The sequence below is a fragment of the Kitasatospora sp. NPDC023118 genome (assembly GCF_055560875.1).
On record NZ_JBVHHW010000002.1, the window covers coordinates 244,133 to 259,108 of the forward strand.

General features: G+C 71.8%; 12 protein-coding genes and 2 tRNA genes. 3 read left to right on the forward strand and 11 right to left on the reverse strand.

The genetic code is table 11. The features are described from left to right. Window positions 1-200 precede the first annotated feature (200 nt). Window positions 201-1,448, forward strand: coding sequence for a pyridoxal phosphate-dependent aminotransferase (locus ACZ3UD_RS03545; protein ID WP_465581749.1), 1,248 nt, complete (start codon window positions 201-203; stop codon window positions 1,446-1,448). 138 nt (window positions 1,449-1,586) lie between these two features. Then, on the forward strand, window positions 1,587-2,630 hold the full coding sequence (locus ACZ3UD_RS03550; protein ID WP_465581751.1) for an adenosine deaminase: 1,044 nt from the start codon (window positions 1,587-1,589) through the stop codon (window positions 2,628-2,630). On the opposite strand, the gene ACZ3UD_RS03555 is transcribed toward ACZ3UD_RS03550, so the two are convergent. From ACZ3UD_RS03555 to ACZ3UD_RS03580, 6 genes are all read right to left on the reverse strand, one after another. After that, complete coding sequence (locus ACZ3UD_RS03555; RefSeq protein ID WP_465581753.1) at window positions 2,627-3,670, reverse strand: UDP-N-acetylmuramate dehydrogenase; 1,044 nt, start codon at window positions 3,668-3,670, stop codon at window positions 2,627-2,629. The genes ACZ3UD_RS03550 and ACZ3UD_RS03555 overlap by 4 nt on opposite strands. A 209-nt stretch (window positions 3,671-3,879) precedes the next feature. Continuing rightward, window positions 3,880-4,302, reverse strand: coding sequence for a MaoC family dehydratase (locus ACZ3UD_RS03560; RefSeq protein WP_465581755.1), 423 nt, complete (start codon window positions 4,300-4,302; stop codon window positions 3,880-3,882). Window positions 4,303-4,307: 5 nt separating this feature from the next. Next, on the reverse strand, window positions 4,308-4,766 hold the full coding sequence (locus ACZ3UD_RS03565; protein ID WP_380608312.1) for an FAS1-like dehydratase domain-containing protein: 459 nt from the start codon (window positions 4,764-4,766) through the stop codon (window positions 4,308-4,310). Window positions 4,767-4,882: 116 nt separating this feature from the next. Beyond that, window positions 4,883-5,047, reverse strand: coding sequence for a 50S ribosomal protein L33 (rpmG, locus tag ACZ3UD_RS03570; protein WP_006604855.1), 165 nt, complete (start codon window positions 5,045-5,047; stop codon window positions 4,883-4,885). An 83-nt stretch (window positions 5,048-5,130) separates the two neighbouring features. Then, window positions 5,131-5,203 (reverse strand) — tRNA-Met (locus tag ACZ3UD_RS03575). A gap of 43 nt (window positions 5,204-5,246) precedes the next feature. Beyond that, window positions 5,247-5,319, reverse strand: a tRNA-Thr gene (locus ACZ3UD_RS03580). Between the two features lie 287 nt (window positions 5,320-5,606). Between ACZ3UD_RS03580 and ACZ3UD_RS03585 the strand changes: the two genes are divergently transcribed. Further along, complete coding sequence (locus ACZ3UD_RS03585) at window positions 5,607-6,875, forward strand: amidohydrolase family protein (RefSeq protein ID WP_465581758.1); 1,269 nt, start codon at window positions 5,607-5,609, stop codon at window positions 6,873-6,875. A gap of 257 nt (window positions 6,876-7,132) precedes the next feature. Here the strand turns inward: ACZ3UD_RS03585 and ACZ3UD_RS03590 are convergent, their stop codons facing one another. The 5 genes from ACZ3UD_RS03590 to kdpA form a co-directional block, all read right to left on the reverse strand. Beyond that, window positions 7,133-7,837, reverse strand: a complete 705-nt coding sequence (locus tag ACZ3UD_RS03590; protein ID WP_465581760.1) for a response regulator — start codon at window positions 7,835-7,837, stop codon at window positions 7,133-7,135. Then, window positions 7,830-10,400: an ATP-binding protein gene (locus tag ACZ3UD_RS03595; RefSeq protein ID WP_465581762.1), complete on the reverse strand. Its 2,571-nt coding sequence runs from the start codon at window positions 10,398-10,400 to the stop codon at window positions 7,830-7,832. Before ACZ3UD_RS03595 ends, ACZ3UD_RS03590 begins: the two co-directional genes overlap by 8 nt. Window positions 10,401-10,549: 149 nt before the next feature. Beyond that, the gene (gene kdpC / locus ACZ3UD_RS03600; protein WP_465581764.1) at window positions 10,550-11,179 is read right to left on the reverse strand and encodes a potassium-transporting ATPase subunit KdpC; all 630 of its coding nucleotides are present in this window, start codon (window positions 11,177-11,179) and stop codon (window positions 10,550-10,552) included. Between the two features lie 21 nt (window positions 11,180-11,200). Then, complete coding sequence (gene kdpB, locus ACZ3UD_RS03605; protein ID WP_465581766.1) at window positions 11,201-13,315, reverse strand: potassium-transporting ATPase subunit KdpB; 2,115 nt, start codon at window positions 13,313-13,315, stop codon at window positions 11,201-11,203. Beyond that, window positions 13,315-14,976 carry a potassium-transporting ATPase subunit KdpA gene (kdpA, locus tag ACZ3UD_RS03610; RefSeq protein WP_465581768.1) on the reverse strand — a complete coding sequence of 554 codons (1,662 nt, stop codon included), beginning with the start codon at window positions 14,974-14,976 and terminating at the stop codon, window positions 13,315-13,317. Before kdpA ends, kdpB begins: the two co-directional genes overlap by 1 nt.

A 14,976-nucleotide genomic window follows, 5' to 3' on the forward strand; every position in this document is an offset into this window, starting at 1 on the left:
GGTGGGCCGTCGAGGAGCGAGTGTACGTGGTCGAGGGGTGTTTGGTCGAACCTCTTCTTCCGAGGCCACCGGCCGCCCGGCAGATGTCCGGCCCGGCGCGGCGATCACCGGCGGATCGGCGGGAGCCGCGATGCGGACGGAGCCGTACGGATACTGGAACCGCGATGCCCGGTCCGTCCCGGTTCTGCGACGATGCAGGCATGAGCGCTTCCACCCCGCAGCCCGACCAGTCCATCCGCCCCGCCGACCGCCGGGTCTCCGCCCGGATCGGCGCGATCGCCGAGTCCGCGACCCTCGCCGTGGACGCCAAGGCCAAGGCCCTCAAGGCCGCCGGCCGCCCGGTGATCGGCTTCGGTGCCGGCGAGCCCGACTTCCCCACGCCGGACTACATCGTCGAGGCGGCCGTCGAGGCCTGCCGCGACCCGAAGAACCACCGTTACACCCCGGCGGGTGGCCTGCCCGAGCTGAAGGCCGCGATCGCCGCGAAGACGCTGCGCGACTCCGGCTACCAGGTGGACGCGGCCCAGGTGCTGGTCACCAACGGCGGCAAGCAGGCGATCTACGAGGCCTTCGCGGCGATCCTGGACCCGGGCGACGAGGTCATCGTCCCGGCCCCGTACTGGACCACCTACCCGGAGTCGATCCAGCTGGCCGGCGGTGTCCCGGTGGAGGTCGTCGCCGACGAGACCACCGGCTACAAGGTCTCGGTCGAGCAGCTGGAGGCCGCCCGCACCGAGAACACCAAGGTGGTGCTCTTCGTTTCGCCGTCCAACCCGACCGGCGCGGTGTACACCCGGGCCGAGGCCGAGGCGATCGGCCGCTGGGCGCTGGAGCACGGCCTGTGGGTGCTCACCGACGAGATCTACGAGCACCTGGTCTACGGCGACGCGGAGTTCACCTCGCTGCCGGCCCTGCTGCCCGAGCTGGCCGACAAGTGCATCGTGGTCAACGGTGTCGCCAAGACCTACGCGATGACCGGCTGGCGGGTGGGCTGGGTGATCGGCCCCCAGGACGTGATCAAGGCCGCGACCAACCTGCAGTCGCACGCCACCTCGAACGTCTCCAACGTCTCGCAGCGCGCCGCGATCGCCGCCGTCGCCGGCGACCTGTCCGCGGTGCACGAGATGCGCACCGCCTTCGACCGCCGCCGCAAGACCATCGTGCGGATGCTCAACGAGATCGAGGGCGTCGTCTGCCCCGAGCCCGAGGGCGCCTTCTACGCCTACCCGTCGGTCAAGGGCCTGCTGGGCAAGGAGATCCGCGGCCGGCGCCCGCAGACCTCCGGCGAGCTGGCAAGCCTGATCCTGGACGAGGTCGAGGTCGCCGCCGTCCCGGGTGAGGCCTTCGGCACCCCCGGCTACCTGCGGTTCTCCTACGCGCTCGGCGACGAGGACCTGGTCGAGGGCATCAGCCGGATCCAGAAGCTGCTCGGCGAGGCCCGCGACTGAGACGCACCCCGAGGTAGTTCCGGCACGGACGTCAATCCGACATACGGGATTCACCCGGCACACCGCCCTCTTTCACCCCTTCGGGGGACGGAAAGGGGGCGGTTCCCGTTTGGGGGCCGCATACGGCAGTATCAGCGGATGGAACGCCTGTTGAACCCGCGAGACGTCAGCGGCCTCCCGAAGGCCCACCTGCACCTGCACTTCACCGGCTCGATGCGGCCCGCCACCCTGCTTGAGCTGGCCGACAAGCACGGCGTCCGGCTGCCGGAGGCGCTCAGCTCCGGCGAACCGCCCCGACTGCGGGCCACCGACGAACGCGGCTGGTTCCGGTTCCAGCGTCTGTACGACACCGCCCGCTCGGTGCTCCGGGACGAGTCGGACATCCGCCGGCTGGTCCTGGAGACGGCCGAGGACGAGAAGCGGGACGGCTCCCGCTGGCTGGAGATCCAGGTGGACCCGACCTCCTACGCGCCCCGGCTGGGCGGGCTGATCCCCGCGCTGGAGCTGATCCTGGACGCGGTGGAGCACGCCGCCGGGGCCACCGGGGTGGGCATCCGGGTGCTGGTCGCGGCCAACCGGATGAAGTCCCCGATGGACGCCCGGACACTGGCCCGGCTCGCCGTCCGGTACGCCGACCACGGCGTGGTCGGTTTCGGCCTCTCCAACGACGAGCGCCGCGGCCTGGCCCGGGACTTCGACCGGGCCTTCGCGATCGCCCGCAAGGGCGGGCTGCTGGCCGCCCCGCACGGCGGTGAGCTGGCCGGGCCGGAGTCCGTCCGGGACTGCCTGGACGACCTGGGCGCCGGCCGGATCGGCCACGGCGTGCGGGCCGCCGAGGACCCGCGACTGATGGCCCGGCTCGCGGACCGCCAGGTCACCTGCGAGGTCTGCCCGTCCTCCAACGTCTCGCTCGGCGTCTACGAGCGCCCCGAGGACGTCCCGCTGCGCAAGCTGTTCGACGCCGGGGTGCCGCTGGCGCTCGGCGCGGACGACCCGCTGCTGTTCGGCAGCCGGCTCGCCGCCCAGTACGACCTGGTCCGCGGTGTGCTGGGCTTCAGCGACGCCGAACTCGCCGAGCTGGCACGGCAGTCGGTGCGCGGCTCGTGCGCGCCGGAGGCCGTGCGCAAGGAACTGCTGGCGGACATCGACGCCTGGCTGGTGGACGGGCGCAGCGCCGCTTAGAGCTTGACGCCCACCATCACCGGCTCGTTCACGAGCTCCACCCCGAAGACCTCCCTGACCCCGTCCCGGATCTCCCGGGCCAGCGCCAGCAGGTCCTCGGCGGTGGCCGAGCCGCGGTTGGTGAGCGCCAGGGTGTGCTTGGTGGAGAGGGTCGCCGGGCCACTGCCGTAGCCCTTGCCGAAGCCCGCCTTGTCGATCAGCCAGGCCGCCGAGGTCTTGGTGCAGCCCTCCGGGGCCGGGTAGGCGGGGGCGTTCTCGGCGCCCGGGCGGGTGCGGAAGGACTCGTACTGCGCGGCCGTGAGCACCGGGTTGGTGAAGAAGGAGCCGGCCGACCAGGTGTCGTGGTCCGCCGGATCCAGCACCATGCCCTTGCCGGAGCGCAGCTTCAGCACCGCCTCGTACGCCTCCCCCAGCGGCACCCGCTCGCCCTGCACGACGCCGAAGTGCTTGGCCACCTCGGCGTACTTGACCGGGGTGGAGAGGCCCGCGTGGTCCGTCAGGGCGAACCGCACCCGCAGCACCACGTAGCGGTCCGGCTCCGCCTTGAAGCGGCTGTGGCGGTAGGAGAACGCGCACTCGGCGTTCGTCAGGGTGACCACCCGGTCGTCGGCGCGGTCGTACGCGACCACCTCGGTGATCGTCTGGGCCACCTCCTGGCCGTACGCGCCGACGTTCTGCACCGGGGTCGCGCCGGCCGAGCCCGGGATGCCGGCCAGGAACTCGACGCCGGCCAGGCCGTGCTCGCGCACCGCACGGCTGACCGCCTCCGACCACACCTCGCCGGCCGCCAGCTCCAGCACCGCGCCGTCCAGGGCGAAACCGGTGGTGGCGATCCGCAGCACCGTGCCGGGGAAGCCGGCGTCGCCGATCACCAGGTTGGAGCCGCCGCCCAGGACCAGCAGCGGCTCGCCGGCCGCGTCGGCCTCGCGGACGGCGGCGATCACCTCGTCATCGGTGTGGGCGGTCACCAGGCGGCGGGCCGGGCCGCCGAGCCGGAGCGTGGTCAGCGGGGCGAGGGGGGCGTCGTTTTCTACCAGCACGCCCACCAGCGTACGGGTGCGGGGGCGGCCGACCCGCCGCCCCCGTGGCCGGAGCCGCCCGTGCTCAGGCCTCGGCGGGCTCGGCGGCCTCAGCCTGCCCGCCCTCGGGCTCGGCGACCTCCGCAAGGACGGAAACCGCCCCAAGGGCCCGCCGAGCGGGCCTCCGGGCGGCCGATCGGCGACAGCCCGATCAGCGGAGGGGCCGCGGCTCAGGTGAGCCGGACGACGGCCTTGGACATCCCGAGCACCTTCTGCCCGCCGGTGGTGGCCAGCAGGTCGACCTGCACCTTGCGGTCGTCCAGCTTCTTGGCGACCTTGGCGGAGACCTCGACCACCGCGCCGACCCCGTCGTTCGGCACCGGCACCGGACGGACGAAGCGGACGCCGTACTCGACCACCGCGGCCGGGTCGCCGGCCCAGTCGGTGACCACCCGGATCGCCTCGGCCATGGTGAACATGCCGTGCGCGATGACGTCCGGCAGGCCGACCTCCAGCGCGAACTTCTCGTTCCAGTGGATCGGGTTGAAGTCGCCGGAGGCACCCGCGTACTGCACCAGCGTGGCGCGGGTCACCGGGAAGGACTGCGCCGGGAGCTCCGTGCCGACCTCGACCTCGTCGTAGTTGACCGTCATGCCGCTCACTCCCCCGCCTCGTCGGCGGCCCGGGCCACCAGCGTCATGATCGACGTCACCACGTGCTCGCCGCTCTCGTCCGCCACCTCGCCGCGCACGGTGAGCACGTCGTTGCCCGCCAGCGACTTGATGTTGTCGATGGTGATCGCGACCGTCAGCCGGTCGCCGGCCTGCACCGGGCGGGTGTAGACGAACTTCTGGTCGCCGTGCACCACCCGGCTGTAGTCCAGGCCCAGGTCCGGGTCCTCGACCACCTGGCCGGCCGCGCGGTAGGTGATCACGAACGGGAAGGTCGGCGGGGCGATCACGTCCCGGTGGCCGAAGGCCTTCGCCGCCTCCGCGTCGGTGTACGCCGGGTTGGCGTCCCCGATCGCGATCGCGAACTCGCGGATCTTCTCCCGGCCGACCTCGTACGGCTCGGTGGGCGGGTAGCTACGCCCGATGAAGGAGGGGTCGAGCGCCATGGCAGCTCCTCGAAACGCGGGTGGATACGAAAAAACTCCGGGCCACACCCCCGTTGAGGGATGCGGCCCGGAGTAGAAGACCTGAGTTCACACAGGCCCGACGCCCTGCGACAGGGTCAGCGGGTCTCGCGGTGCGCGGTGTGCGAGTTGCAGCGGGGGCAGTGCTTCTTCATCTCAAGACGGTCCGGGTCGTTACGCCGGTTCTTCTTGGTGATGTAGTTCCGCTCCTTGCACTCCACGCAGGCCAGCGTGATCTTCGGGCGGACGTCGGTGGCAGCCACGGGAGTGCCTTCCTTGGACAACGAATAAGAACACAACAAGAGTAGCCGACCGGGAGTGCGATCTCCCGACCGACTACGCGGGGTAGCGGTGACCGGACTTGAACCGGTGACACAGCGATTATGAGCCGCTTGCTCTACCAACTGAGCTACACCGCCACAGTGATCCGCAGGACAGCCTGAGCTGACTGCTTCTCACCAGAGCCCCCATGCGGAATCGAACCGCAGACCTTCTCCTTACCATGGAGACGCTCTACCGACTGAGCTATAGGGGCGAACGAGGAAGAGATTACACGTTCCGCGCCCAGAGGTGAAATCCGTATCCCGAGGCGAAGACCGCAGGTCGGCGAGGTGGACGGACGACCGATCCAGGGCAGGGCGTTCGACAGGCCCGCGAGCCGTACGCCCCGACCCGATACGACTATTGCCCGCCTCCCGGCGCCCCGCCCCCGCGCGCCATAGGCTCGACCCTCATTGACCGGGACACCGGCCGATCCCCACGGAGTCGATCCCGACCGGTCCCCCACCGGTCCCCACTGGGCAGCGCGAGAAGGAGCCGGCGATGGACAGCGCAGCCGCCGACGGGCCGCACTCCGGGCCCGGCCCGGCGGCCAACCCGCTCGGGCACGGCCCGGTCCTGCTGCTCACCGACGCCCGACTCGCCGACGGACGGGTGGTGGACGTCCGGATCAGCGGCGACCGGATCCAGGCCGTCGGCACCGTCGGCAGCCTCGGCCCGCTGCCCGCCCTGCCCGGCGCGCCCACCGTCACCACCGGCGCCCGGATCGACCTCAAGGGCTACCTGCTGCTCCCGGCCCCCGCCGAGGCGCACGCCCACTACGACGCCGCCTTCTCCGCCGCTCTGCCCGCCCCGCCGCCGGAGACCCCCACCGACCTCACCCGCCGGGTCACCGAGGCCGCGCTCACCTCGCTCGGCTACGGCGCCACCGCCCAGCGCACCCACGTGCGGATCGGCGACGTGCACGGGCTGCGCCGGCTGGAGGCGGTGCTCACCGCCCGGCAGGCGCTGCGGGGCCTCGCCGAGCTCCAGGCGGTGGCGATGCCCCGGCTGCTCACCGGCCGGGCCGGCGCGGACGGGCGGGCGCAACTGCGCGAGGCGCTCAAGCTCGGCGCCACCGCGGCCGGCGGCTGCCCGGAGCTGGACCCGGACCCGGCCGGGTACGTGCAGCTGCTGCTGGAGGCCGCCCGGGAGGCGGACTGCCCGGTGGACCTGCACACCACCGCCGCCGACTCGGCCCAACTGGCCCGCTTGGCCGGCGCGTTGGCCCCACTTCGGCCGCGGGTGTCGCTCGGGCCGTGCGGGGCGCTGGCCCGGGGCGCCTCCACCGTGCTGGCGACCAGCGGGGTGCGGGTGGTCTGCCTGCCGCAGAACGGCGGGTGCACCGGGCTGGAGGGCCGGGTGACCGGTCTACGGCCGGGCCTGCTACGGGAGTTGGCCTCGGCCAGGGTGCCGTTGGCGGCGGGCAGCGGCGCGCTGCGGGACCCGTCCAACCCGGTCGGCCGGGCCGATCCGCTGGAGTCGGCCTATCTGCTCGCCGCGGGCGGGGAGTTGGACCCGGACACGGCGTACGACGCGGTGGCGAACCAGGCCCGGGCGGCGCTCGGGCTCCCGCCGGTCCGGGTGGACGCGGGCTTCCCGGCGGAGCTGCTGGCGGTGCGCGGGGACAGCCTGGCCGGGGCGCTCGCGGGCGGGCACAGCCGACTGGTGGTACACAGCGGCCGGGTGGTCAGCCGGACCAGCGCGGTGCGGGAGTTCGCGGACACCGTGGCGCTGGCGCTGCCCCGGCAGTCCGACGGCGCGGACGGCTGAGGCCCGTACCGGGGAGGGCACGTACCCGGGACGTCACGTAGCGGCGAAATCAAAGGGGCGCGCGACGTGCGTCGCGCGCCCCTCCCCCACCTGCTGGCCGCCTTGGCGGCGGCTGGAGAGCGGCCCCGGGCTTCCCCCACACGGAGCGGGGCCCGCTCGTTCCAGCACTGACGCTACGCCCACGGAACACCCCCGCCGACCGGCCTTGACGCTCTCCTGTCGCCCGCCGAGCCGCCCTTGACGGTTCGTTGACGCCCTCAGGGCACGTAGCGGTACCCGATCCCCGGTTCGGTGACCAGATGGCGCGGGCGGGCCGGGTCCCGCTCCAACTTGCGGCGCAGCCCGGCGAGGTAGACCCGCAGGTAGTTGCCGCGCGCCTCCTGGGCCGGGCCCCACACCTCGCGCAGGATCTGCCGCCCGGGCACCAGCCGGCCGGGGTTGGCGAGCAGCAGGCTGAGGATCCGCCACTCGGTCGGGGTGAGCCGCACCGGGCCGCCCGGGCCGGTCACCGTGGTGGCCGCGAGGTCGACGGTGTGGTCGCCGATCACCGGCCGGCCCAGCGGGACCTCGCCTAACGGCCGGCGCAGCACCGCGCGCAGCCGGGCCAGCAGTTCGTCCATCAGGAACGGCTTGGTGAGGTAGTCGTCGGCGCCCGCGTCCAGGGCGCCGATCTTGTCGGCGGCGTCGGTCCGTCCGGAGAGCACGATGATCGGCACCGCGCTGCGGCTGCGCAGTCCGCGCAGCACGTCCATGCCGTCGATGTCGGGCAGGCCGAGGTCGAGCAGGACGGCGTCCGGGACGGAGTGCGCGGCCCGGTCGAGCGCCTCGCCGCCGCTGGCGGCGGTGCGCACGGCGTACTGGCGGGCGCTGAGGTTGATCCGCAGGGTGCGCAGCAGGGCCGGTTCGTCGTCGACGATCAGGACCTCGCACCTGTCGATGGTTCGCTCGCTTCGGTCACTCATACGGTGGTTCCTCCCCGGGGGCGGCTGGCTCGGTGGCGGCGGGCTCGGTGGCGGCGGGCAGGGTGAGCAGCATGGTGGTGCCGCCGCCGGGGGTGTCCTCGACCTCCAGGCTGCCGCCCATCGCCTCGGCGAGGCCGCGGGAGAGGGCGAGCCCGAGGCCGACGCCGGTGGTGTTGTCGGTGTCGCCGAGCCTCTGGAAGGGCAGGAAGACCCGGTCGCGGTCCTCGGGGGCGATGCCCGGGCCGCGGTCGATCACCCGGATCTCGACCTGGTCGGCGTGGTGGCTGGCGGTGACCAGGACGGGCGCGCCGGGGGCGTTGTGGCGCAGCGCGTTGGTGATCACGTTGGCGAGGACGCGTTCCAGCAGCGGCGGGTCGGCGAGCACCGGCGGGGCGCTGTCCAGATCGAGCGGCTGGATCGGCGCGTACGGGTCGGGGAGGCTGTCGAGCGCCCTGGGCAGGATCTCGTCCAGGTGGGTCTCGGTGAGGTGCAGGGTGAGCGCGCCGGCCTGGAGGCGGCTCATATCGAGCAGGTTGTCGACCAGGCGGGTGAGCTTGACCAGTGACTCGTCGGCGGTGGCGAGGAGTTCGGCCTGGTCCTCGGGCGAGAACTCGATGTCGGGGCTGCGCAGCGAGCCGACCGAGGCGCGGGCGGCGGCGAGCGGGGTGCGCAGGTCGTGGCTGACGGCGGCGAGCAGGGCGGTGCGCATCCGGTCGGCGGCCTTGATCGGCTCGACCTCGGCGGCGACCACGGCCAGCCGGTCGCGCTCCAGCGCGGCGGCGACGTGGGCGGCGAAGGCGGTGAGCACCCGCTGGTCGGCGGCGGGCAGCCGGCGGCCGGTGAGGACCAGCAGGGCGTCGACGCCCACCGGGACCTCGGTGGTCTCGTGCTGCCCGTCGCCGTCGTCCGGGTGCTCGGCCTCGCTGTGGGCGAGCACCTCGCCGCCGGCGCGGGAGAGCAGCGCGACGGCCTGCATGCCGAAGGCCGTACGGGACTTCTCCAGCAGGGCGGGCAGCGCGTCGGCGCCGCGCAGCACGCTGCCGGCCAGGGTGGAGAGAGTCTCGGCCTCGGCGGTGGCGCGGGCGGCCCGGGTGGTGAGCCGCCCCGCGTGGTCGACCACGGTGGAGACGGCGAGCGCGATGGCGGCGAAGACCACCAGGGCGACGATGTTGTTGGTCTCGCCGATGGTGAGGCTGTGCACCGGCGGGATGAAGTAGTAGTTCAGCAGCACCGAGGCGATGAAGGCGGCCAGCAGGGCGGACATGGCGCCGCCGAGCAGGGCGACGATGACCACGCCGAGCTGGAAGATCAGGGCGTCGGTGGTGAGGTTGATGGTGTCGTGCGCCTGGGAGAGCACGGCGGTGAGCAGCCAGGGCAGCACGAGGCCGGCCAGGTAGCCGGCGATGGTGCGGCGCCGGGAGTGGCGGCGGCCGAGCGAGGGCAGCCGGCCGCGGCCGGTGAACTCGTGGGTGACCATGTGGACGTCGATGTCCTCGGAGGCGTCCACGGTGGTCTGCCCGGTGCCGGGGCCGGTGAGGAAGCGGTTGATCCGGCCGCGGCGGCTGGTGCCGAGCACCAGCTGGGTGGCGTCGTGGGCGCGGGCGAAGGCGAGCAGCGCGGTGGGGATGTCGTCGCCGACCACCACGTGGTAGCTGCCGCCGAGGGACTCGACCAGCTGCCGCTGCTGGGCGAGCGCGCCGGAGGAGGCGCCGGCCAGGCCGTCGCTGCGGGAGACGTGGACGGCCAGCAGCTCGCCGCCGGCGGCGACGGCGATCCGGGCGGCCCGTCTGATCAGGGTCTCGCCCTCGGGGCCGCCGGTGAGGGCGACCACGACGCGCTCGCGGGTCTCCCAGACCCGGTCGATCTTGTGGCTGGCCCGGTAGTCGCGCAGGCCCTCGTCCACCCGCCCGGCCACCCAGAGCAGGGCGAGTTCCCGCAGGGCGGTGAGGTTGCCGACCCGGAAGTAGTTGGAGAGCGCGGCGTCCACCTTCTCCGCCTTGTAGACGTTGCCATGGGCCATGCGCCGGCGCAGCGCCTGCGGCGCCATGTCGACGAGTTCGAGCTGGTCGGCCCGACGGACCACCTCGTCCGGGACGGTCTCGCGCTGGGGGATGCCGGTGATCTTCTGGACGACGTCGTTCAGCGATTCCAGGTGCTGGATGTTGACGGTGGTGATGACGTCGATCCCGGCGGCGAGCAGCTCCTCGACGTCCTGCCAGCGTTTGGCGTTGCGGCCGCCGGGGATGTTGGTGTGCGCCAGTTCGTCCACCAGGACGACGGCCGGGCGGCGGGCGAGCACCCCGTCGAGGTCCATCTCCTCGAACTCGGCGTCGCGGTAGGAGCGGTGGACGCGGGGCAGGATCTCCAGACCGTCGGTCATGGCCTCGGTGTGGCGGCGGCCGTGGCACTCGATGTACCCGACCACGACATCGGCCCCGCGCTCCTGTCTGCGCCGGGCCTCGTCCAGCATCCGGTAGGTCTTGCCGACCCCCGGGGCGGAGCCGAGGTACACCCTCAGCCGGCCGCCGCGGATGCCGGAGCCGGGGGTGAGGTCGCGGGCCATGGGCACTGCTCTTTCCATCATCGGGAGGTGACAGCCGGGTGGTGCGTGCGCGTGCGGATACGGGGGCGGCCGACCCGGGCGCGGGAGGCATCCTCCCTCGCCCGGGCCGGCCCGGTCATCCACGCACGTGGTGGGACGTCACTGCTCGGTCACTTCTGCTCGCTGATGGCCTTGTTGAGGAGGACGACGTTGACGCCCTCCTGGCCGAGGAAGCCGGCGGACCGGCCTTCGGTGTACGTGTCGACCAGCTTGGCCACCGTCTCCGCCGGCAGGTTGCGCTCCTTGGCGACCCGGTTGACCTGCTCCTTGGCGTAGGCCACCGAGATGTGCGGGTCGAGGCCGGAGCCGGAGGCGGTCAGCGCGTCGGCCGGGACGCTCGCCGGGTCGACGCCGTCGAAGGCGGCGACGGCGGCGCGGCGGTCGTTGACGGCCTTGAGCAGGTCGTCGCTGTTCGGGCCCAGGTTGCTGGCGCCCGAGTTGTCGCCGGCGTAGTTGTTGGCGGAGGGCCGGGGCTGGAACCACTTCGGGTCCGGCTGGGCCTCCTCCTTCGGGTCGTCCGGGTTCTTCTTCGGCAGGTTGAAGTTCTGGCCGATCAGGCTGGAACCGACCGCCTTGCCGTCGGACTTCACGATCGAGCCGTTGGCCTTGTCGCTGAACGCGACCTGCGAGATGCCGGTGACCAGCAGCGGGTAGGCGATTCCGAGGATCACGGTCAGCACCAGGAGCACGCGCAGGGCGGTGAAGTGGGTGCGGACGGTCGTCGGCAGGGGCTTGGACATGGTGTTCTCTCCTTCCCTGCGTCAGTTGAGGCCGGGGATGAACTGGACGATCAGGTCGATCAGCTTGATGCCGACGAACGGCACCACCAGGCCGCCGAAGCCGTAGACCCCGATGTTGCGGCGCAGCAGCGAACTGGCGTCGGACGGGCGGTACTTCACGCCGCGCAGGGCGAGCGGGATCAGGCCGATGATGACCAGGGCGTTGAAGATGATCGCCGAGGTGATCGCGGACTGGGGGCTGTGCAGGCCCATGATGTTGAGGTGGCGCAGGCCCGGGTAGACCCCGGCGAACATCGCGGGGATGATCGCGAAGTACTTGGCCACGTCGTTGGCGATCGAGAAGGTGGTCAGCGCACCGCGGGTGATCAGCAGCTGCTTGCCGATCTCCACGATCTCGATCAGCTTGGTCGGGTTGGAGTCGAGGTCGACCATGTTGCCGGCCTCCTTGGCCGCCATGGTCCCGGTGTTCATCGCGACGCCGACGTCGGCCTGGGCGAGGGCGGGGGCGTCGTTGGTGCCGTCGCCGGTCATCGCGACCAGCTTGCCGCCCTCCTGCTCCTTCTTGATCAGGGCCATCTTGTCCTCGGGCGTGGCCTCGGCGAGGAAGTCGTCCACGCCGGCCTCCTCCGCGATCGCCTTGGCGGTCAGCGGGTTGTCGCCCGTGATCATGATGGTCTTGATGCCCATCCGGCGCAGCTCGTCGAAGCGCTCCCGCATGCCCTCCTTGACCACGTCCTTGAGGTGGATGACCCCCAGGACCTTGGCGGGAGCGTCGCCGATCTTCGTCGCGACAACGAGGGGCGTGCCACCCGCGGCCGAGATCCCGTCGACCAGCGTCGACACCTCGTCGGTGACCGGACCGCCGTTGGCAGTGACCCAGTTGGACACCGCGGCCGCCGCGCCCTTGCGGACCTGGTGAACCCCGTCGGCCTCGTCCAGGTCGACGCCCGACATGCGGGTCTGGGCGGTGAACGGGACCCAGGTCGCGTGGGTCAGCTCGCCCTGGGCGCGGGCTCGCAGACCGTACTCGGTCTTGGCCAGGACCACGATCGAGCGGCCCTCGGGGGTCTCGTCCGCGAGGGAGGACAGCTGAGCGGCACTGGCGAGCTCGTCGGTGGAGACGCCACTCACCGACAGGAACTCGGCGGCCTGACGGTTGCCCAGGGTGATGGTGCCGGTCTTGTCGAGCAGCAGGGTGTTGACGTCGCCGGCGGCCTCGACGGCGCGCCCGGACATCGCCAGCACGTTGCGCTGGACCAGGCGGTCCATACCCGCGATGCCGATCGCGGACAGCAGCGCGCCGATGGTGGTCGGGATGAGCGCCACGATCAGGGCGACCAGGACGATCATCGACTGCGGGGCGCCCGCGTAGGTGGCCATCGGCTGCAGGGTCACCACGGCGACCAGGAAGACGATGGTCAGCGAGGCCAGCAGGATGTTGAGCGCGATCTCGTTCGGCGTCTTCTGCCGGGCGGCGCCCTCGACCAGGGCGATCATCCGGTCGATGAACGACTTGCCGGGCTCCGAGGCGATCTTCACCACGATCCGGTCGGACAGCACCTTGGTGCCGCCCGTCACCGCGGAGCGGTCGCCGCCGGACTCGCGGATGACCGGCGCGGACTCACCGGTGATCGCCGACTCGTCCACGGACGCGACGCCTTCGACGACGTCGCCGTCACCGGGGATGATCTGCCCGGCCTCGACCACCACGTGGTCGCCCAGCCGCAGGGCCGTCCCCGGCACCTCCTCCTCGGCGTCACTGGCGGGCCAGTTGGTGAGCCGGCGGGCGACGCTCTCGGTCTTGGTCTTGCGCAGGGTGTCGGCCTGGGCCTTGCCGCGGCCCTCGGCCACGGCCTCCGCCAGGTTGGCGAAGATCGTGGTGAGCCAGAGCCACACGGTGATGGCCCAGGCGAACACGGACGGACTGGCGATCGCGGAGATCGTGGTGACCACCGAGCCGACCTCGACCACGAACATCACCGGGTTCTTGACCATCACCCGGGGGTCGAGCTTCTTCACCGCGTCCGGCAGGGACGCGACGATCAGCTTCGGATCGAGCAGACCGCTCGCCACTCTGTGCGGCGCGGCGGGCTCGGCCTTGTCGGCCGGTGCGGGGTTGAGCATAGGGGTGGACATCAGGAGAGACCTTCCGCGAGCGGCCCGAGGGCCAGGGCCGGGAAGTAGGTGAGGCCGACGACGATCAGGACGACGCCCGACAGCAGGCCCACGAACAGCGGCTTGTGGGTGGGCAGGGTGCCCGGAGTGGCCGGAACCGGCTGCTGCTGCGCGAGCGAACCCGCCAGCGCCAGAACGAAGACGATCGGCAGGAAACGACCGAACACCATGCACAGGCCCAGCGCCGTGTCGTACCAGTCGGTGTTGACGGTGATGCCCGCGAACGCCGAGCCGTTGTTGTTGGCGGCCGAGGTGAAGGCGTACAGCACCTCGGAGAAGCCGTGCGCACCGCTGTTGAGCATCCCGGCCCGCTCACCCGGCAGAGCCATCGCCACACCGGTGCCGACCAGCACGATGGTCGGGGTGGTGAGGATGTACAGCGAGGCGAACTTCATCTCGCGACCGCCGAGCTTCTTGCCCAGGTACTCGGGCGTGCGTCCGACCATCAGACCGGCCACGAACACCGCGACCACGGCGAGGATCAGCATGCCGTACAGACCGGAACCCACACCGCCGGGCGCGATCTCACCCAGCATCATGTTGAAAATCGTGATCCCACCGCCGAACGGCGTGAACGAATCGTGGAACGCGTCCACCGCACCGGTCGAGGTCAGCGTCGTCGAGGCGGCGAACAGCGTGGAGGCAGCGATGCCGAAGCGCTGCTCCTTGCCCTCCATCGCGCCGCCGGCCGCCTGCAGGGCGGTGCCGTGGTGCTGCGACTCCGCGAAGGTCAGCAGAGCCACCGAGGCGACCCAGAACAGGCCCATCACGGCGACGATCGCGTAGCCCTGACGGTTGTCACCGACCATCCGGCCGAAGGTACGCGGCAGCGCGAACGGGATCACCAGGATCAGGAAGATCTCCAGCCAGTTCGTGAACCCGGTCGGGTTCTCGAACGGGTGCGCCGAGTTGGCGTTGAAGAAACCACCACCGTTGGTGCCCAGCTCCTTGATGACCTCCTGCGAGGCCACCGGCCCGCCCGGGATCTTCTGCGCGTCACCGGCGAGACCGGCCACCTCGTGGAAACCGTGGAAGTTCTGGATCACGCCGTTGGCCACCAGGACCAGCGCGAACACGATCGAGACCGGAAGCAGCAGGCGCAGCGTGATCCGGACCAGGTCCACCCAGAAGTTGCCGACCCGATCCGTCCTGTTCCGGGTGAAGCCCCGGATCAACGCGGCGACGACGGCGATACCGACGGCCGCGGAGACGAAGTTCTGCACCGCCAGGCCCGCCATCTGCACCAGGTGGCCCATCGCGGACTCACCGCTGTAGGACTGCCAGTTGGTGTTGGTGACGAACGAGATCGCGGTGTTCCAGGCCTGGTGGCCGTCCATCTGCGGAACGCCCAGGTTCAGCAGCAGGAAGGTCTGGAGGCGGATCAGGCCGTACAGGAAGAGCACCGAGACGGCCGAGAAGGCCAGCACCGAGCGCAGGTACACCGGCCAACGCTGATCGGCGTCACCGTCCACACCGATCAGCTTGTAGACGCCGCGCTCGACTCTGAGGTGCTTGGCGGTGGTGAGGAACTTGGCGATGTAGTCGCCAAGGGGGCGGTAGCACAGGGCCAGCGCGCCCACCAGGGCGAGGGCCTGCATCCAGCCCGCGAGAGTGGATCCCAT